Source organism: Sphingopyxis sp. J-6, from assembly GCF_046603995.1.
GTDB lineage: Bacteria > Pseudomonadota > Alphaproteobacteria > Sphingomonadales > Sphingomonadaceae > Sphingopyxis.
Genome location: NZ_CP145810.1, coordinates 1 through 16,375 on the forward strand (window position 1 = coordinate 1; position 16,375 = coordinate 16,375).

Here is a 16,375-nt window from a genome sequence, read left to right on the forward strand (position 1 = left end):
ATGAGCGGCGATGCCGCAACGCTCTGGCCGCGCGTCGCCGAAGGGCTGCGCCGCGACCTCGGCGCGCGCACCTTCGACCATTGGCTGAAGCCGGTGCGCTTCGCCGATTTCTGCAGCCTGTCGGGGGTGGTGACGCTTGAGACGGCGAGCCGCTTTTCGGCGAACTGGATCAACGAACGCTTCGGCGACCGGCTCGAACTCGCGTGGCGGCAGCATCTGCCCGCAGTACGCAGCGTCGCAGTGCGCGGCGGGGCCGCCGCGGCCGACCGCGCCGCGATCCTCGCCCAGCCGCCGCTGCCCGCTTTCGAAGCGCCGCAGGTTCCGGCGGCGAATCCGGCGCTGCTGAACTTCGATCCGCGCCTGTCGTTCGACCGCTTCGTCGTCGCGCGCTCGAACATCCTCGCCGCCAATGCTGCGCGCCGCATGGCGATGGCCGAGGCGCCGCAATTCAACCCGCTCTACCTTTGCTCGGGCACCGGGCAGGGCAAGACGCATTTGCTCCACGCGATCGCGCAGGCCTATGCGCTGATCCATCCGACCGCGAACATCATCCTGATGTCGGCGGAAAAATTCATGCTCGAATTCGTCGGCGCGATGCGCGGCGGCGACATGATGGCGTTCAAGGCGCGGCTGCGCGCCGCCGACCTGCTGCTGCTCGACGATCTCCAGTTCGTGATCGGCAAGAATTCGACGCAGGAGGAATTGCTCCACACGATCGACGACCTGATGACTGCGGGCAAGCGCCTCGTCGTCACCGCCGACCGTCCGCCGACGATGCTCGACGGGGTCGAGGCACGGCTGCTGTCGCGGCTGGCCGGCGGACTGGTCGCCGATATCGAGGCGCCCGAGGATGACCTGCGCGAACGGATCATCCGCCAGCGGCTCGCGGCGATGCCGATGGTCGAGGTGCCCGATGACGTCGTCGCCTATCTGGTCAAGCATTTTACCCGCAACATCCGCGAGCTCGAAGGCGCGCTCAACAAGCTGCTTGCCTATGCGGCGCTCACCGGCGCGCGGCTCGACCTCGCGCTCGCCGAGGACCGGTTGGCGGAGAATGTCCGCAGCGCGCGGCCGCGGATCACGATCGACGAAATCCAGCGCGCGGTGTGCGCGCATTACCGGCTCGACAAGAGCGAGATGGCGTCGAAGCGCCGCGTCCGCGCGATCGCGCGCCCGCGTCAGGTCGCGATGTATCTCGCCAAGGAACTGACCCCGCGCTCCTATCCCGAAATCGGGCGGCGCTTCGGCGGCCGCGACCATTCGACCGTGATCCACGCGGTGCGCACGGTCGAGGCGCTGCGCGTCAGCGACAGCGAACTCGACGCCGAGATCGCGGCAATCCGGCGCGCCCTCAACAGTTGATCCACAGGCTTCTGCCGGACTTATCCCCGGACTTGTCCACGCTTCCGCGCCGGGCATGAAAAAGCCCGCCTTCCTGTCGGAGGGCGGGCTTTTCCGCTATTTGGTCGTGGCTCAACCCTTTTCGGGCGGCGCCACCGTGATCCGCACCCGTTCGCCCGAATTGCCCGGGAAGTTGGTGAACATCGCCTCGATCAGGTTCGGGACGATCTGCTGCAGATTGTTGTCGCGCGACTGCGCTTCGGCGCGGCCCTCGAACAGGCGGTAGCCGTCGGATGCGCGGTTGATCTGAAGCTGCATGCCGCTGGTATAGACGGTGTAGCTGCTGACGTCGTTATAGCCCCAGCCGGGGCCCCACATGAACGGGTCGCTCCAGCCATAGACATAGCGGCGGCCGCGCGGACCGCGGACGATCACCGGGCGATAGAAGCCGCCGCCGTAATAGCCGCCCCAGGGGCCGCCGAAGCCGGGGCTCGACACCACCCGCTCGCGGCCCTTGTCGACACCATAGTCCATCCGCACCAGCATATCGGGCCGTTCCCCCGACGCGGCCGGGCGATAGCCGTAACGCGTCAGTTCGCCGGCGACGATGCTCGCATATTGATTGAATTCAATCCCGCCCTGCAACGCGGGGTCGCTCGATTCGATCGCGAAGCTCTGGCCCTGCGGGGCGGGAAGCTGCGTCTGGAAACGGGCCACATCGGCTTTGAACGGCGTTGCGCACCCGGCCAGCGCCAGTGCCGCGCCCGTCATGGCGGCAAGGCCCAGCCGCCGGAGGTTCATCTTGCTCATCTTCATGCTCCGTGATTCGATGCGCATATGTATCGCACTCATATAGCATGACTACGCCGATGCGACTTAACCTTGGTTGAACCCGTTTCGTCGCAACTCCGTTCCCGACCGGTTCTCCGTCGCCGCTGTCATTTCAGCGACATAGGCCGAGTATGCCATAAGTGGCGTCGAGCGTCGGTTTTGCAAGGGCGCGCGCCTTGCCGGCGCCCTTTTCCAATATCGCGTCGAGCGTCGCATGATCGTCCTTGAGCGCGACGAAGCGCGCGTTGATCGGCGCCAGCTTTTCGACCAGCAATTCGCCGAGCGCGGGTTTGAACGCGCCGAAGCCCTTGCCGGCAAAATCGCCGAGCACCGCATCGACCGAAACATCGGCGAAGGTCGCATAGATGCCGACGAGATTCTTCGCCTCGGGCCGCTCCTCCAGCCCCGCCGCTTCGGACGGCAGCGGTTCGGGGTCGGTCTTCGCTTTGCGCACCTTCTGCATCATCGTGTCGGCATCGTCGGTCAGGTTGATCCGGCTCATGTCCGACGGGTCCGACTTCGACATCTTCGCCGATCCGTCGCGCAGGCTCATGATCCGCGCCGCGCCCGGCGGGATGATCGGTTCGGGCAGGGTGAAGATCGGCGCCTCGGGGCTCGCATAATCATTGTTGAACTTCTGCGCGATGTCGCGCGCCAGTTCGAGATGCTGCTTCTGGTCTTCGCCGACCGGGACGTGCGTCGCCTGATAGAGCAGCACGTCGGCCGCCTGCAGCACGGGGTAGGTATAAAGCGCCGCCGAGGCGCTTTCGCGATTCTTCCCCGACTTGTCCTTGAACTGGGTCATCCGGTTGAGCCAGCCGAGCCGCGCGGTGCCGTTGAGCAGCCATTGCAGTTCGGCATGCGCCGGCACGCGCGCCTGGTTGAACAGCGTCGAACGGTCGGGATCGATCCCGCAGGCGACGAGCGCCGCAGTCATCGCGCGCGTGTTCGCCGTCAGGTCGGCGGGGACATGCGGCATCGACAGCGCATGGAGGTCGGCGAGGAAGAAGAGGCAGTCGCCGCCGCCTTCGGCGACCTCGTCCTGCATGCGTACCCAGTTGCGGATCGCGCCCAGATAATTGCCGAGGTGCAAATTTCCGGTGGGCTGGATGCCCGATACGATCCGCATGGTCTACTCCTGTTCTGGCGCCGATACTTTCGCGCGCCGCCGCGTGAGCATGGCGAGGAGATCCTTGTCAAGCGCGCCGACGAGGAAGGCGGCGGCGAAAAAGGCCGCGCCGCCTGCGGCGACGAGCGCCGCGAGCGACCAGATGCGGTCGAACACCTCGGCGCCATAATAAGGCGCGAGCCTCGGCATCATCCACCACAGCAGCGCCGACATGGCTGCCACGGCGACGATCTGGCGCGCAATCTTGCCCGCGAGCTTCGTGGTGAAATGGAACCAGCCGCGGCGGTGGAGCATGGCGTAGAGCAACAGGCAGTTGATGCTCGCCGAAACGGCCGTGGCGCCAGCGAGCCCGACGATGCCGTAACGCTCGACGACATAAAGGTTGATTGCGATGTTGATGATCAGCGACACGAGCGCGGTCCACACCGGGGTGCGCATATCCTCGCGCGCGAAAAAGCCGGGGTTCAGGATCTTGACGATGACATAGGCGGGCAGCCCCGCGACGAGCGCGACGACGATATTGGCCATGATCGCGCCGTCGGCGGCGGTAAACTTGCCGCCGACGAAGAAGGCGGCGGTGAAGGCGGGGGCGCAGATCGCGAGCGCTGCGGCGGCGGGCAGGGTCAGCAGCGTCGCCATCTCGAACGCATTGCCCTGCAGCCGCTGCGCCTCGGCGGCGTCGCCCGAATGGATGTGGCGCGACAGCATCGGCAGGATCGCGGTGCCGAGCGCGATGCCGACGATGCCGAGCGGCATCTGGTTCAGCCGGTCGGCGAGCTTGAGCAGGGTCAGCGACCCCTGCGGCAGGCTGGTCGCGAAGAAGGTGTCGACGAACTGGCTGATCTGATAGATGCCGGCGCCGAAAGTCGCGGGCAGGATCAGCAGGCCGAGCTTCTTCACCTCGGGCGTGAAGCGCGGCAGGCGCCAGTGGAGGCGGAGCCCGGCGCGGCGCACCGACCAGATCAGATAGGCAAGCTGCGCCACCCCGGCCAAGCTGACCGACACGGCGAGCGCGATCGCGACGATGCGGTCGTCATGGCCCGGCCCGCGCAGCCACGCGCCGGTCAATATGCCGCCGATCAGCACGATGTTGAGCAGCACCGGCGCAAAGGCGCCCGGCGCGAAGCGCGACCGCGCGTTGAGCAGGCCAGACAGCATCGCGACGAGGCTGACCAGCGCCAGATAGGGAAAGGTCAGGCGGCTCAGGAACACCGCGAGGTCGAACTTGCCCGGTACCTCCTGAAAATCGCGCGCGAGGATCCACACGATGCCCGGCATCGCGATCATCATCAGTCCCGAAAAGGCGAGCAATACCCAGAGGAACACCGACAGCACGTCATCGGCGAATTTCGCCGCGGCTTCCTCGCCGCCGCCCTCGCTCTCCGCCTTGTGGAGTGCGCGGCTGTACATCGGCACGAAGGCGACCGAAAAGGCGCCCTCGGCGAACAGGCGGCGAAAGGTGTTGGGCAGCGTGAAGGCGAGCTGGAAGGCGTCGGCGGCCAGCCCGGCGCCCAGCACGCGGGCGAGCAGCATGTCGCGCGCAAAGCCGAAGATGCGGCTGACCAGGGTCAGCCCGCCGATCGTCCCGACGCTTTTGACCAGGCTGGTCAAGCCGCGCGCCCGCCCCGCAGGATCGCTTTAGGCTTCGCCGACCGGCGCCGGGATGTCGGCCTGACCTTCGCCCTGCGCCTGCACCTGCTGCATGAACAGGCCGTGGAAATCGATCGGTTCGAGCAGCAGCGGCGGGAAACCGCCGTCGCGGACCGCATCGGCGATCACGCGGCGCGCGAAGGGAAACAGGATGCGCGGCGCTTCGGCGAGGAAGAAGGGCTGCAGCTGATCGTCGGGGACGTTGCGGACGCCGAACAGGCCGGCATATTTGAGGTCGACGACGAACGCCGTGCCCTCGTCGCCCTTCGACGTCACATCGACCTTCAGCGCGACTTCATAGAGGTTGTCGCCGACGCCTTCGGCGCTGATGTTGAACTGGACGTCGAGCTGTGGCGCCGACTGCCACTGATAGACGGCGGGAGCGTTCGGGTTTTCGAACGACATATCCTTCACATATTGCGAAATCAGGCCGATCGCCGGGCTCGTATCCTCGCCGTTGGGCTGCAGGGCGGGATTGTTGAGGTCGCTGCTGGTCTCTTCGGCCATGGTCAAGTCTTTCGTCTGGAAATCGAAGGAAGGATCGGCGCCGTCGGCCGGATGGCCGCGCCGCCGGAAAGTTGCGGCGGCGCTTAGCAGCGCCGCGCGACCAGCACAATGGGCGTCCGTCCGGGGCAGTCCGGGCGCTCGCCGGCAACCGTCGGGCGCGCCAGACGTTGACCTGTCGCGTGCGCCAAGTCATGGAGATTTGAAACATTGGCGCGCATCGCCTATGTTGAGCCCGATTATTCTATCGCCGCATTGGACATTTGCCCGTGACTGCTTTTTCGATCGTCTTGCTCGCCATGATTGCCGCCTTCCTCGGCATGCGGCTCTATTCGGTGCTCGGCAAGCGCACGGGGCATGAACAGGAACCCGTGCTGCCGCGCCGCGACGACCGTGCGGCGCCCGCTCCGGTCCGCCTCGACGACAGCGATACGCCAGCGGCGACGCAGGGCGGCGCGGCCGATACCTCGGGACTCGTCTATGAACCGGCGGCCGAAACCGGGCTGCGCGCGTTGCTCGCCGCCGACCGCCATTTCGATGCCGGCCGCTTTATGGAAGGCGCCGAATCGGCCTATCGCATGATCCTCGAGGCCTATTGGCGCGGCGACCGCGACACGCTGCGCGACCTGTGCGACGACGACAGCTATGAAGCGTTCGCCGAAGCGATTGCGGCGCGCGAGGCGCGCGGCGAAAAGCTCGACAATCGCCTGATCGGGATCGATTCGGCCAAGATCACCGCCGTCGACCTGCACCGCAGCGAGGCGCGGATCACGGTGCGCTACCGCGCCGACATCAGCGCCGTCACCCGCGATGCCGACGGCCGGATGATCGCCGGGTCGATGAGCGATGCGGCTCCGACCGACGATCTGTGGACCTTCCGCCGCACCATCGGCAGCAGCGATCCCAACTGGCTGCTCGACGAAGCCGAAGCAGCCTGAGCCGGTGCCCGCGGCGGTGACGGCGCGACGCGCGCGCGCTTTCGGATTCGCATCCTTCCTGGCGCTGCCGCTGCTCGCTGGCTGCGCCTCGATCGTTCCCGATGCCGGGGCAGGCCCGGTTGCCGCCAATCCGCCGCCTGTGACCGGCAAGCCTGCGCCGACTCCGGCGCCGACCGGCCCCGCCCGTCCCTATCAGCCGCGGCCATCCGAAAGCGGCGTCGCCGCGGCGAAGCCGATCCCGGCGACTCCCAATCCCGCGCTGCCCGCGGCGCCGGTCCCCGCCGGTGCGACGACCGCGGCGGCAAGCGGCGTCATTGCCGGGCCGGCGTTCGACAAGCTCGGTGTGTCGGCGGCGCAGGCGAAGGCCGCGCTCGCCGCCTTCCGGCTGAGCTGTCCGTCGGTGCAGCGCCGCGCCGACGCCAGCGGGCTGACGCAAAATGCCGACTGGGCCGAAAGCTGCAACGCGGCGAAGAGCTGGGCCGACGACGACGCGAGCGCCTTTTTCGCACGCTATTTCGGCACCGTGCAGGTCGGGGCGGGAACCGCCTTTGTCACCGGCTACTACGAGCCCGAAATCGCCGGATCGCGGACGAAGCGTGCGGGATACGACGTGCCGATCTATCGCCGTCCGAACGATCTGGTCGACGTCGACCTCGGCCAGTTTTCGGCCGACCTCAAGGGCAAGAAGATTCGCGGCCGCGTCGAGGGGACGAATTTCGTCCCCTATTACGACCGCACGACGATCGAACGCGGCGCGCTCGAAGGGCGCGGGCTCGAGATCGCCTGGGCGGCCGACGCCGCCGAATTTTTCTTCCTGCAGGTGCAGGGTTCGGGCCGCCTGCGCCTCCCCGACGGCGGCGTGATGCGCATCGGTTACGACAGCCAGAACGGCCGCGACTATGTCGGGATCGGCAAGCTGCTGCTCGACCGCGGCGAACTGCAGAGCGGGCAGGCGTCGATGCAGGGCATCCTCGCCTATCTGCGCGCCGATCCGGTGCGCGGCGCGGCGGTGATGAACGAGAATCCGAGCTGGGTCTTCTTCCGCGAGATCACCGGGCCGGGACCGCTCGGGGCGCTCGGGGTTCCGGTGACCGGCCGCGCGAGCGTCGCCGCCGATCCCAAATATGTGCCGCTCGGCGCCCCGCTCTTCCTGTCGCTCGACCGCGCCGAGCCCAATGGGCTGTGGATCGCGCAGGATACCGGCGGCGCGATCAAGGGCGCCAACCGCTTCGACAGCTTCTGGGGCGCGGGCGACGAAGCGCGCGCGATCGCCGGCGGCATGTCGGGGCGCGGTTCGGCGCTGCTGCTGTTGCCGCGCGCCAGCATCGCGCGGCTGATCCCCGCGCGCTGACGCGCCATGGGCCGGCGGCTCGCTCCCGAAGAAAATGCGCTCTGGAAAAAGGTCGCCGCGACCGTCGAACCGCTGCGCAAGCGCGCGCCGGTGCTCGATCCCGCATCGCCGCCGACCGTGCGCCCGCCCAAGGTCTCGCCTCGCACCCCGGTCGCTCCCGCCGCCGCGCCGCGTCCGGCACCGAAGCTGCCGCCGCCGCGCCGTACGCATCAGACCGCAACGCTCGACGGCCATTGGGACCGGCGGCTGCGCAAGGGGCTCGTCCGCCCCGACATGAGCATCGACCTGCACGGGCACACGCTCGCGTCGGCGCAGGCGCTGCTTGACGACGCGATCGGTCGCGCGCTGCTGCGCGGCGCGCGCGTGCTGCTCGTCGTCGCGGGCCGCCTCCGCCCCGGCGCCGACCGCCTGCCGACGATGCACGGCGATCCGCGTCCGCGCGGCGCAATCCGCGCCTCGCTGCCCGACTGGCTCGCCTATTCACCCCATGCCGACGCGATCGTCGCGCTGCGCCCCGCGCACATCAGCCACGGCGGCGCGGGGGCGGTCTATGTGATCCTGCGGCGCGCCAGGGAAGATTAGGCGCGAGGACTAAAGAAAAGCGCGCATCAATATGCCGCGATAGATGGCGGTCAGCGTGTGGAGGTCATCGACGGCGACCGCCTCGTCGAGCTTGTGCATCGTCGCATTGGTCAGCCCGAATTCGACCACCGGGCACAGCGCGTGCAGGAAGCGCGCGTCCGATGTGCCGCCTGTCGTTGAAAATTCGGGTTGTATATCGGTTTCGGCATGGATCGCCTCGGCGACCAGCGCCGACAGGTCGCCCGGCGGGGTCAGGAAAGCCTCGCCCGAAATCTTGCCGAGGACCTTCGCATTCGGTTCGACCGCATGCGCGATGCGTTCGATCATCGCGACCAGATCGGCGCCCCGGTGCTGGTCGTTGAAGCGGATCGACAGCCGCGCCCGCGCCGATGCCGGAATGACGTTGGTCGCGCCGTTGCCGACCTCGATATCGGTGAATTCGATGTTCGACGGCTGGAACCAGTCGTTACCCTCGTCGAGCACGACCGCATCGATCGCCGCGGCGATCCTGACCAGCTTGGGGATCGGATTGTCGGCGAGGTGCGGATAGGCGACATGCCCCTGCGTCCCCGGAACGTCGATCCAGATGTTGACCGACCCGCGCCGCCCGATCTTCACCATGTCGCCAAGCCGGTTGACCGACGTCGGTTCGCCGACGACGATCATGTCGGGGCGCACCCCGCGCCCCTCCATATGCTCCATCAGCGCCCGGGTGCCGAAGATCGCCGGGCCTTCCTCGTCGCCGGTGATGATCACGCTGATCGTGCCTGCCTCGACCGGCGTCGCGGCGGCGGCGGCCACGAAGGCGGCGATCGACCCCTTCATGTCGACCGCGCCGCGGCCGTAGAGCAGGTCGCCGCGCACCTCGGGGGCAAAGGCATCGCCGGTCCAGCCGACGCCCGGCGGCACGACGTCGAGATGCCCGGCAAAGCCGAAATGCTTCGGCCCCTTGCCTGCGCGCACGGCGAGCAGGTTTTCGACCGGCCCGTCGGGTTCGATCCCGTCGATGAAGCGCTCGACGGTGAAGCCGAGCGGGATCAGCGCCGCCACGATCACGTCGAACACCGCGCCGGTGGCGGGAGTGACGCTGGGCGCGGCGATCAGGGCTTTCGCCAGTTGGACGGGGTCGATGCCTTTGGTCATGCTACGGGTCATGCCGCTCCCTTACGCCCTGCACCCGGCGTAAGTCGAGGCTTTGCATCGTCGCGCGATTGTGCGAAACAAAGAAGGAACAAAATCGCGAGGACTGCCATGCCCAAGCTCGATCTCGATGCGATCCCGCAGACCAATGCGACCGGCTATCCGGCGCCCTACAGCGACCGGGTCCAGGGCCGCTGGTACCGCCGCCTCGCTCCCGTCACGGGGCTCGACGATTTCGCGGCCAGTCATGTGGTACTCAAACCCGGTGCCTGGTCGTCGCAGCGCCACTGGCATAACGGCGAGGACGAAATGCTCGTGATGATCGCGGGGGAGGCGGTGCTGGTCGAGGACGAGGGCCGCTGGCGGATGCGCCCCGGCGATATCGCGGTGTGGCCGAAAGGCAGCACCAACGGACATCACCTGATCAACGAATCGGACGCCGACTGCATTTTCGTCGCGCTGGGCGGCGGCAAGAAACATGACACCGGCGGCGGCTATTCGGACATCGACATGCTGTTCACGTCCGACGGCTATTTCCACAAGGACGGCACGCCCTACCCGACGTCACGGCTTCCCTGATCGGCGGGCTCGATCCGGAAGCTCAGCAAGGTGAAGCGCGCGGGGGCGGTGGCATAGACGCCGTGGCCGCGCGCTGCCGAGGAACCGAAGACGAGGCCGATCCGGTCGATATCGGCCAGCGCGGCCTCGATTGCCCCCGGGTCCGATTTCGCCGACCGGCTGTTGACCGAAATCCAGTTCGGATCGTTCAGCCGCACGATCATTTCATGCTCGCCCGGCGCGATCTGGCGGACCGTCGCGGCGGGGGCGTACCAGCGGAACCGTTCGTACCGGCCCCTGGCGGTCCAGTTGTCGCCGCGCCGCTGGAAATAGAGCGAGACGGTTGCGGGAAGGTCGGGCCTTTCCTGCGGGACGAAGCGCGTGCCGGCGCGTGCATCGACGCGATAGCGGACGATGATTCGCGATCCGGGCGCGATCGGCGCGGGGCGGTAGGTGACATAATGGACATGGCCCGCCGCGGGGCTGTCGCCGACGGGAAAGTCGAATCGCCAGCCGGTACGCGTCGGCTGCGGGCGAAGCGGCATGGCCTGCGAATAGTTGCGGCCGCGGATGATCGGCCCGATCTCCCATTCGGCCGCACCCGGAGCGGCGGCGGAACTCGCGGCGGGGAGGAGCAGGGCCGCGGCGGCCAGCGACAGGATCGTCGGTTTGTGCATGTGCCGCCGATAGCAGGCGCGAATGATCCTGCGCTGAACGGCGCGTTCAGTCGCCCACCGGTCCTTCGAACTGTTCGATCACCCAATCCTCGGCCTGCGCGCCGCCGATCCATTCCTGCATGTGCGGATGGCTGATCACCGCCTGGCAATAGGGCAGGGCAAAGCGCGGCAGCGGGATCGAGTAAGTGACGAAGCGGGTGACCACCGGCGCGAACATGATGTCGGCCGCCGACCAGTCGCCGAACAGGAAATCGCCTTCGCCGCCGAAGCGCGCGCGCGCTTCGGCCCAGATCTGCAGGATGCGGATGACGTCGGCCTGCACCTCGGGCAGCAGTTCGGCCGCCGGATAGATGCGGCGGATGTTCATGCTGTGGTTGCGGCGCAGCGCGGCGAAGGACGAATGCATTTCGGCCGCCATCGACCGCGCCATCGCGCGCGCCGCCATCTCTTCGGGCCAGTATCCGCGCGTGCCGCCGGTCTTTTCGTTGAGATAATCGATGATCGCGAGGCTGTCCCAGACGACGATATCCTCGCCGCCCCACAGGATCGGGACCTTGCCGCCCGACGGCGCGAACTCGTCGCCCTCGCGGCGGTTCGACCATTCCTCGTCATAGAGCGGGACGGTGACTTCCTCGAACGGCAACCCGCTGTGCTTCGCGGCGAGCCAGCCGCGCAGGCTCCAGCTCGAATAGGCCTTGTTGCCGAGGAAGAGTTTCATAGGGGCTCCAAGTCCCCCTCCCGCTTGCGGGAGGGGCTAGGGGAGGGCCTGTTCCGGCCCGAGTTTCCCTGACATGCCCTCCCCCGACCCCTCCCGCAAGCGGGAGGGGAGAAGGAGCGGCGAGAAATTATGACTCGACCGCTTCCAGCACCGCGGTGCGCAGCTCGGCGATCCCCATGCCTTTTTCGCTGCTCGTCGCGATCACCTGCGGATGCGCCGCCGGATGCTTGCGGGCCTCCGCCTCGGTCGCGGCCTGCACCGCGGCAAGGTCGGTCGCCTTCACCTTGTCGGTCTTGGTGAGCACGAGCCGGTAACTGACCGCCGCGACGTCGAGCATCTCGAATATCTCGCGGTCGACGTCCTTGATGCCGTGGCGGCTGTCGATCAGCACAAGGGTGCGTTTCAGCACCGCGCGACCGCGCAGATAGTCGTTGACGAGGAAGCGCCACTTTTTGACGACATCCTTCGGCGCCTTGGCAAAGCCGTAGCCCGGCATGTCGACGAGGCGGAACACCAAAGGCGATCCGACGTCGAAATAGTTGAGCTCCTGCGTCCGCCCCGGCGTCACCGAGGTGCGCGCGAGCCCGTTCCGGTTCGTCAGCGCGTTGAGCAGCGACGATTTGCCGACGTTCGAGCGGCCGGCAAAGGCGATCTCGGGCACCCCGGGCGCGGGCAGGTGCTCCAGCGCCGGCGCCGATTTCAGGAACGCAATCGGCCCCGAAAACAGCTTGCGTGCGCGCTCGGCCAGCTCGGGATCGTCACCGGGTTCGATATCGCTCACTTCGCTATCGCTGTCTTCAGCTCGGGGAACTTGCGGTACATCCACTGCTGCTGCGCGATCGACAGGCAGTTGTTGGTGATCCAGTAGAGCAAGAGGCCCGCCGCGAACGGCGCCATGATGAACATGAACATCCACGGCATGATCTTGAATACCTGTTGCTGCACCGGATCGGTCGACTGCGGGTTCAGGCGGAACTGCAACCACATGGTGATACCGAGGATCAGCGCGAGAATGCCGATGCTGAGCAGCGACGGCGGCGTGAACGGCAACAGGCCGAACAGGTTCAGGATATGCAGCGGATCGGGCGCCGACAGATCCTTGATCCACAGGATGAACGGCTGGTGGCGCATTTCGATCGTCAGCATCAGCACCTTGTACAGCGCATAGAAGATCGGAATCTGCAGCACGATCGGCAGACAGCCGGCGAGCGGGTTGATCTTCTCGTCCTTGTAGAGCTTCATCAGCTCCTGCTGCATCTTCGGCTTGTCGTCCTTGTACCGCTCCTGCAGCGCCTTCATCTTCGGCTGGACGAGGCGCATCTGCGCCATCGAGCCGAACTGGCGCTGCGCGATCGGGAACATCAGGGTACGGATGATCAGCGTCAGGATCATGATCGCGACACCGAAGTTGCCGACCTGGCGGAACAGCCAGTCGAGCAGCTTGAAGATCGGCACCTCGAAAAATTCGAACCAGCCCCAGTCGATCGCGTTCGACAGGCGGGTGATGCCCTGGTCGTCCTGATATTTCGACAGGATGCTGACTTCCTTCGCGCCGGCGAAAATGCGGCTGGTCGTCGTGACCTGCGTGCCCGGGGCGACCTGACGGAAATCGCGCGCGAACAAGGTCTGGTAATTATTCGCCGCCGGAGAACTGATCGCGGCGGTGACACGCTCGCCCTTCGCCGGGACGATCGCGGCGAGCCAATATTTATCGGTGAAGCCCAGCCAGCCCGCCGAATTATAGCGGACCGCGCGATTCGGTGCTTCTTCGACATCGTCATAATCGACGTCGAACACGGACTTGCCGCCAAGGTAGCCGGTCGGGCCGATGTGGATCGTCCAGCTGTCCTTTTCATGCGGGTCGGTCGGCTTGCCGAGGCGGTCGATCAGCGCGAAGCTGCTGGCGCTGATCGGCGCGGTTCCCGTGTTGGCGATCGTCTGCTTCGCGGTGATCAGGTAATTGGCGTCGATGCTATATTCGATGCGGAAGGTCTGGCCGGCGCCATTGGCCCAGCTCAGCGTCACCGGCGTCGTCGGGGTCAGCTTGCTGCCCGTCGCAGTCCAGACGGTGTTCGGGCCGGGAACCTGCACGCCCTGCGCCGACCAGCCGATGCTGGCGAAATAGGCGGCCGCGGTGCCGCCGGGTGCGAACAGGCGGACCGGCGGCGAATCCTTCTGGATCGTCTGGCGATATTTGGTGAGCGTGATGTCGTCGATGCGCGCGCCGACGAGGTTGATCGAGCCCGACAGCGCCGGGGTCTCGATCGGGATACGCTGTCCTTCGCGGAGCACCGTTTCGATCGGGCGGATCGCGGCGGGCGCCGACGCAGCGGCAGGGGCGCCCGGGGTCGGCAGCGCCGACGGCTGGCCCTGCGCCGCCGGGGTAGTGGCGGGCGCGCCGCCGGTGCCCGCGACGGTCTTCGTCACGTCGGGCTTGGCGGGCGTCGGGAAGAATTTCTCGGCGACGAAGTTCCAGCCCAGGAGGATGGCTACCGACAACAGGATTGCCGCGATCAGGTTACGTTTGTCGTCCACGCTCGTTGGTCTCTCTTCGTCTCGATGTCGGGATAGATTATATTACGGCACCGGGTCGTAACCGTGCCCGCCCCATGGATGGCAGCGCAATAGCCGCTTTGTCGCCATCCAGCCACCCTTGATCGCACCATGGCGTTTCAGCGCGACGATCGCATATTCGCTGCACGATGGCGCATAACGGCACGTTGGCGGCAGGATGCGCGACGGGCCAAGCTGCCAGCCGCGCGCGATCAGGATGAGCAGCTTCGCGATCATAGCGCCTTTGTCGCCAGCTTGTTCGCGGCGCGCGCCAGCGCCGAATCGAGCTGCTCGCCCAGCTCGGCAAACAGGATGTCGTTGCCGCCCGGCCGGCCGATCAGCACATGATCGGCGCCGGCGATGCCCGATTCGGGCAGCGCGGCACGGCAGAGCGCGCGCAGCCGGCGCTTCATCCGGTTGCGGGTGACGGCGTTGCCGACCTTCTTGCTGACGGTGTAGCCGATGCCCCGCACGTCATCGCCGTCGCCGCGCGGGCGGACGAGCAGGACAAAGCCGGGCATAGGAAAGCGAAGGCCGCGGTTCGCGGCCAGAAATTCGCTACGTTTTGAAAGCGTTCGCACCAGCGGAACTGGCGCAGAAGCGTCAGCGATCAGGCCGACAGCTTCTTGCGGCCCTGCGCGCGGCGGTTGGCGAGAACCTTGCGGCCGCCGACAGTCGCCTTGCGGGCGCGGAAACCGTGACGGCGCTTGCGCACGAGGCGGCTCGGTTGATAGGTGCGCTTCATCGCGGTATCCCCAAATTCTCTTTAAAGGCTCTAACAGAAAAGGGCCGCCAAACGTGGGCGGCCACCGATGGAGGCGCGGATAAGCGAGAGTCGGCGCAAAGTCAATCGTCATCCATGACGCTTTCGAGGCGCGCGCGGGCACGCCGCCGCGCCGCGCTGACCCGGCGCATCACCCGGTCGGCCCAGTCGCCGTAGCGCGGATGGCGCCATTTGAAGCGGACATAGACGCGCTTCGCCCAAGCGCTGTTCTGCAGGCACAGCATCAGCCCGACCGGAAAGACGATCAGGAAACCGGGGCCCGGCAACGGCCCGATGATCACCGCGACGATCATCAGCAGGACGCCGAGGCAGAAGAGCCCCGAACGCACCTGCGCATTCGACCGCATCCGCTGATAGAGGCTTCGTTTCGCCATAGCGGACGATGTGGGGAGCGAACGGCGTGTTACAAGGCTAAAGCAGTCGGCGCACAACGCCGGTCACTCTTAAGGGCGAGAGTCGTTCTGCTTCGATGACAGCCTTCAGGCAATCGCTGTGAACCGTCAACGCCGGTTCACGCCGATCCGTCAACGCCGCGCACGACCCCGACCCTAGCAGTTTCCTTTAACGCCATCCACGCAGTCGCCGGCCGATTCGACGTCCTTACCAGCACCTTCAACGGTGTTGCAGGCCGACAGAAGCAGCATCGAGCTGCCAATTGCGAAAATTGTCAGAAGCTTCTTCATCATCTCTCTCCGACGATGAGGATCGAGCGATCCTCCATCTCGGCGGAACGGCTGTTCGCAACGATTGTTCCGTTGCACCGGCGTCACGCTAGGCGAAGCGTTCGAAATGACCGCTGGGGAGATGATGGGGCGTGGCGACGCTATTCAGTCGAGCGTCACGAAGCGCGCCATATCGTCGCGCGTCAGGTAACGGACGTCGTCGAACGGGGTGCTGTTGGTCAGCGCATAGAATTGGCGGGCTTTCTCGGGGGCCATGCCCATTTCGCGGTAAAGCCCCAGATACTCGGCATGGACGGGGTCGTTCGCCGGATAATCCTTTGCCTCGCGGCCATATTCGTCGGCCCAGCTATGGACGCCGAATTCGGCGTCGGGGGCGGCGCTGCGTTTCGCGCCGGCAAGCCACAGCTCAACCGCGCCCGACCGCACCGATCCGCCCGCGGGGACGACGGTTTCGAGCCCGGCGCGGCGGATCGCACGCGCGAGGATCAGATTGGCTTCCTCGTCGAGGCTGCCGGGGCAATCGACCATCTCGATCCGCCGGATCGTCGGGAAGGCGGCGAGCATCGCCGCGAACTGGCGCGGCGTCGCGCCGTCGACATCGCCCGCCATGCGAACGGTCGAACCGTCGATCACCGCAAAGGGGCCGAAATGCGCCTTGGCGTGGCCGAGCGTCGCGAGCGCGGCGCTGGGGGCGTAGCGGCGGGTCGCGCCCCCAAAGGCTTCGACGCCGGCGTCGCTCGCCAGCGCCTCGTCGTCGAGCAGCGCTTCGTCCTCGTCGATGACGTTGCCGTCATCGGCGTCATCATAGGTCCACGTCACCGTGGTCGTCGTGACGGTGAATGCCTGCTGCGCATGCACCGGCGCGAACGCGATCACCGCCGCGAACAGCGCGGCGATCAGCGTACGGACAATGGCGCTCGGCGAAACCATGCTGCC

At 66.8% G+C, this 16,375-nt stretch carries 20 protein-coding genes; 5 read left to right on the forward strand and 15 right to left on the reverse strand.

What is annotated here, in order from left to right:
• The gene (gene dnaA / locus V6U71_RS00005; RefSeq protein ID WP_419964944.1) at positions 1 to 1,362 is read left to right on the forward strand and encodes a chromosomal replication initiator protein DnaA; all 1,362 of its coding nucleotides are present in this window, start codon (positions 1 to 3) and stop codon (positions 1,360 to 1,362) included.
• A gap of 111 nt (positions 1,363 to 1,473) precedes the next feature.
• On the opposite strand, the gene V6U71_RS00010 is transcribed toward dnaA, so the two are convergent.
• The 4 genes from V6U71_RS00010 to secB all read right to left on the reverse strand — a co-directional run bounded on the left by V6U71_RS00010 (position 1,474) and on the right by secB (position 5,458).
• Positions 1,474 to 2,157: a DUF4136 domain-containing protein gene (locus V6U71_RS00010; RefSeq protein WP_167346260.1), complete on the reverse strand. Its 684-nt coding sequence runs from the start codon at positions 2,155 to 2,157 to the stop codon at positions 1,474 to 1,476.
• A gap of 127 nt (positions 2,158 to 2,284) precedes the next feature.
• Complete coding sequence (gene trpS, locus V6U71_RS00015) at positions 2,285 to 3,301, reverse strand: tryptophan--tRNA ligase (protein ID WP_411340416.1); 1,017 nt, start codon at positions 3,299 to 3,301, stop codon at positions 2,285 to 2,287.
• Positions 3,302 to 3,304: 3 nt separating this feature from the next.
• Entirely contained in the window at positions 3,305 to 4,912 is a 1,608-nt protein-coding gene (murJ, locus tag V6U71_RS00020; protein WP_411340417.1) for a murein biosynthesis integral membrane protein MurJ, read from the reverse strand.
• Between the two features lie 27 nt (positions 4,913 to 4,939).
• Positions 4,940 to 5,458, reverse strand: coding sequence for a protein-export chaperone SecB (secB, locus tag V6U71_RS00025; protein WP_054586353.1), 519 nt, complete (start codon positions 5,456 to 5,458; stop codon positions 4,940 to 4,942).
• A gap of 296 nt (positions 5,459 to 5,754) precedes the next feature.
• Between secB and V6U71_RS00030 the strand changes: the two genes are divergently transcribed.
• Genes V6U71_RS00030 through V6U71_RS00040 form a run of 3 tightly spaced genes read left to right on the forward strand, consistent with a single transcriptional unit; the run spans position 5,755 to position 8,326 of the window.
• Positions 5,755 to 6,393: a Tim44/TimA family putative adaptor protein gene (locus V6U71_RS00030; protein ID WP_411342390.1), complete on the forward strand. Its 639-nt coding sequence runs from the start codon at positions 5,755 to 5,757 to the stop codon at positions 6,391 to 6,393.
• 58 nt (positions 6,394 to 6,451) lie between these two features.
• Positions 6,452 to 7,744, forward strand: a complete 1,293-nt coding sequence (locus V6U71_RS00035) for a murein transglycosylase A (RefSeq protein ID WP_411342391.1) — start codon at positions 6,452 to 6,454, stop codon at positions 7,742 to 7,744.
• Positions 7,745 to 7,750: 6 nt separating this feature from the next.
• Complete coding sequence (locus V6U71_RS00040; RefSeq protein WP_411340418.1) at positions 7,751 to 8,326, forward strand: Smr/MutS family protein; 576 nt, start codon at positions 7,751 to 7,753, stop codon at positions 8,324 to 8,326.
• A gap of 9 nt (positions 8,327 to 8,335) precedes the next feature.
• Here V6U71_RS00040 and dapE read toward each other — a convergent pair whose 3' ends face one another.
• Entirely contained in the window at positions 8,336 to 9,469 is a 1,134-nt protein-coding gene (gene dapE / locus V6U71_RS00045; protein WP_411340419.1) for a succinyl-diaminopimelate desuccinylase, read from the reverse strand.
• Between the two features lie 108 nt (positions 9,470 to 9,577).
• On the opposite strand from dapE, the gene V6U71_RS00050 reads away from it, so the two are divergent.
• The gene (locus tag V6U71_RS00050; protein ID WP_411340420.1) at positions 9,578 to 10,045 is read left to right on the forward strand and encodes a cupin domain-containing protein; all 468 of its coding nucleotides are present in this window, start codon (positions 9,578 to 9,580) and stop codon (positions 10,043 to 10,045) included.
• Here V6U71_RS00050 and V6U71_RS00055 read toward each other — a convergent pair.
• The 10 genes from V6U71_RS00055 to V6U71_RS00100 all read right to left on the reverse strand — a co-directional run bounded on the left by V6U71_RS00055 (position 10,021) and on the right by V6U71_RS00100 (position 16,369).
• Positions 10,021 to 10,701 carry a hypothetical protein gene (locus V6U71_RS00055; protein WP_411340421.1) on the reverse strand — a complete coding sequence of 227 codons (681 nt, stop codon included), beginning with the start codon at positions 10,699 to 10,701 and terminating at the stop codon, positions 10,021 to 10,023. The genes V6U71_RS00050 and V6U71_RS00055 overlap by 25 nt on opposite strands.
• 46 nt (positions 10,702 to 10,747) lie before the next feature.
• The gene (locus V6U71_RS00060; RefSeq protein WP_411340422.1) at positions 10,748 to 11,419 is read right to left on the reverse strand and encodes a glutathione S-transferase family protein; all 672 of its coding nucleotides are present in this window, start codon (positions 11,417 to 11,419) and stop codon (positions 10,748 to 10,750) included.
• Between the two features lie 127 nt (positions 11,420 to 11,546).
• Complete coding sequence (yihA, locus tag V6U71_RS00065; protein ID WP_411340423.1) at positions 11,547 to 12,200, reverse strand: ribosome biogenesis GTP-binding protein YihA/YsxC; 654 nt, start codon at positions 12,198 to 12,200, stop codon at positions 11,547 to 11,549.
• Entirely contained in the window at positions 12,197 to 13,954 is a 1,758-nt protein-coding gene (gene yidC / locus V6U71_RS00070) for a membrane protein insertase YidC (protein WP_411340424.1), read from the reverse strand. The genes yihA and yidC overlap by 4 nt, the downstream gene beginning before the upstream one ends.
• Positions 13,955 to 13,996: 42 nt before the next feature.
• Positions 13,997 to 14,209 carry a membrane protein insertion efficiency factor YidD gene (gene yidD / locus V6U71_RS00075; RefSeq protein WP_054723837.1) on the reverse strand — a complete coding sequence of 71 codons (213 nt, stop codon included), beginning with the start codon at positions 14,207 to 14,209 and terminating at the stop codon, positions 13,997 to 13,999.
• Positions 14,206 to 14,493, reverse strand: a complete 288-nt coding sequence (gene rnpA / locus V6U71_RS00080; protein ID WP_411340425.1) for a ribonuclease P protein component — start codon at positions 14,491 to 14,493, stop codon at positions 14,206 to 14,208. Before rnpA ends, yidD begins: the two co-directional genes overlap by 4 nt.
• Before the next feature lie 89 nt (positions 14,494 to 14,582).
• The gene (gene rpmH / locus V6U71_RS00085; protein ID WP_054586364.1) at positions 14,583 to 14,717 is read right to left on the reverse strand and encodes a 50S ribosomal protein L34; all 135 of its coding nucleotides are present in this window, start codon (positions 14,715 to 14,717) and stop codon (positions 14,583 to 14,585) included.
• A gap of 101 nt (positions 14,718 to 14,818) precedes the next feature.
• Positions 14,819 to 15,130, reverse strand: coding sequence for a PGPGW domain-containing protein (locus tag V6U71_RS00090; RefSeq protein WP_234716034.1), 312 nt, complete (start codon positions 15,128 to 15,130; stop codon positions 14,819 to 14,821).
• Positions 15,131 to 15,304: 174 nt separating this feature from the next.
• Positions 15,305 to 15,439, reverse strand: coding sequence for an entericidin A/B family lipoprotein (locus V6U71_RS00095; RefSeq protein WP_145923598.1), 135 nt, complete (start codon positions 15,437 to 15,439; stop codon positions 15,305 to 15,307).
• Positions 15,440 to 15,583: 144 nt separating this feature from the next.
• The gene (locus tag V6U71_RS00100) at positions 15,584 to 16,369 is read right to left on the reverse strand and encodes an alpha/beta hydrolase (RefSeq protein WP_411340426.1); all 786 of its coding nucleotides are present in this window, start codon (positions 16,367 to 16,369) and stop codon (positions 15,584 to 15,586) included.
• Between the last annotated feature and the right edge of the window lie 6 nt (positions 16,370 to 16,375).

Coding starts and splice junctions, on each gene's coding strand:
- V6U71_RS00040 (WP_411340418.1), top strand. CDS start 7,751: ATGGGCCGGCGGCTCGCTCCCGAAGAAAATGCGCTCTGGAAAAAGGTC.
- V6U71_RS00090 (WP_234716034.1), bottom strand. CDS start 15,130: ATGGCGAAACGAAGCCTCTATCAGCGGATGCGGTCGAATGCGCAGGTG.
- V6U71_RS00095 (WP_145923598.1), bottom strand. CDS start 15,439: ATGAAGAAGCTTCTGACAATTTTCGCAATTGGCAGCTCGATGCTGCTT.
- V6U71_RS00050 (WP_411340420.1), top strand. CDS start 9,578: ATGCCCAAGCTCGATCTCGATGCGATCCCGCAGACCAATGCGACCGGC.
- yidD (WP_054723837.1), bottom strand. CDS start 14,209: ATGATCGCGAAGCTGCTCATCCTGATCGCGCGCGGCTGGCAGCTTGGC.
- V6U71_RS00055 (WP_411340421.1), bottom strand. CDS start 10,701: ATGCACAAACCGACGATCCTGTCGCTGGCCGCCGCGGCCCTGCTCCTC.
- secB (WP_054586353.1), bottom strand. CDS start 5,458: ATGGCCGAAGAGACCAGCAGCGACCTCAACAATCCCGCCCTGCAGCCC.
- rpmH (WP_054586364.1), bottom strand. CDS start 14,717: ATGAAGCGCACCTATCAACCGAGCCGCCTCGTGCGCAAGCGCCGTCAC.
- V6U71_RS00030 (WP_411342390.1), top strand. CDS start 5,755: ATGATTGCCGCCTTCCTCGGCATGCGGCTCTATTCGGTGCTCGGCAAG.
- V6U71_RS00100 (WP_411340426.1), bottom strand. CDS start 16,369: ATGGTTTCGCCGAGCGCCATTGTCCGTACGCTGATCGCCGCGCTGTTC.
- trpS (WP_411340416.1), bottom strand. CDS start 3,301: ATGCGGATCGTATCGGGCATCCAGCCCACCGGAAATTTGCACCTCGGC.
- dnaA (WP_419964944.1), top strand. CDS start 1: ATGAGCGGCGATGCCGCAACGCTCTGGCCGCGCGTCGCCGAAGGGCTG.
- V6U71_RS00060 (WP_411340422.1), bottom strand. CDS start 11,419: ATGAAACTCTTCCTCGGCAACAAGGCCTATTCGAGCTGGAGCCTGCGC.
- dapE (WP_411340419.1), bottom strand. CDS start 9,469: ATGACCAAAGGCATCGACCCCGTCCAACTGGCGAAAGCCCTGATCGCC.
- rnpA (WP_411340425.1), bottom strand. CDS start 14,493: ATGCCCGGCTTTGTCCTGCTCGTCCGCCCGCGCGGCGACGGCGATGAC.
- V6U71_RS00010 (WP_167346260.1), bottom strand. CDS start 2,157: ATGAAGATGAGCAAGATGAACCTCCGGCGGCTGGGCCTTGCCGCCATG.